The following is a 729-nucleotide window of genomic DNA, read 5'->3' as shown; positions in this document are numbered from 1 at the left end:
CTCCAACCTTTTTGATACGAGAGAACCGCCTGTCCGACCAAAGACTTGGGCGGTTTTTCTCGTTCCTAGTAAATTATAACAAACTAGTAGAATCCTTGCATTATCGCTCCATTTCCCAATCATCACGACTGCGTCTTTGCATTTTCTTTTCCCTCTGTTCACGCTCTTTATCCTGCTTCATGGATTCGTTGACGTCCTTGACCAAATTGAATTTTTGAGCAAGAGAATTCATCAAATCAAAGGCTTTCGGAACGTTCTCTTTAATAAAATCCACGCACATCGATTTAAACTGCTTAATGCGCTGCGTTAACTCTTTAATCTGTTCTTGCTGCTGTTCAATGACCCTATCTTTTACCGGAATAGCTTTTTTCGCTTTCTCCAATTCCACAGAAAGATAATAATTATTGACGTTAGCTTTCTTTAAACGCTCGGCAATCATATCAAAGTTTTTAGCTAAGTCCTTATGCTTTTGCATTGATTCCTTTTGGCTCGCAAGCATTTTTTCATACTCTTCTTTTCTGATTTTGACGTGTTTCCCAAGCAAATCCGTACTGACTTCTGGTTCATAGATTGGCTCGACTTTAGGCGCCTTATATTGGGATTGAACTGCCAATTCTTTTGTAGCCTTTGTTAAAACCTTGCCACGCTCTTTAAACTCTCTCACAATAGCCCTCTGAGCTTCATATTCGGCTTCTAAGGCCTTTTTAGATAATTGAAGGTCATTTATAT

Annotated in this window: 1 protein-coding gene; it reads right to left on the bottom strand. The window is 39.1% G+C overall.

The genetic code is table 11. The annotated features are described in order from the left end of the window. Positions 1 to 100 precede the first annotated feature (100 nt). A partial coding sequence (locus AB4Y85_RS19410) for a hypothetical protein (RefSeq protein ID WP_441986544.1) occupies positions 101 to 729 on the bottom strand: 629 nt, incomplete at its 5' end.

The organism is Microvirga sp. 2YAF29, from assembly GCF_052114605.1.
In the GTDB taxonomy this organism is placed as follows: domain Bacteria; phylum Pseudomonadota; class Alphaproteobacteria; order Rhizobiales; family Beijerinckiaceae; genus Microvirga.
The sequence above is the reverse complement of the archived record's forward strand: the minus strand, read 5'-3'. Positions and strand labels throughout refer to the sequence as shown.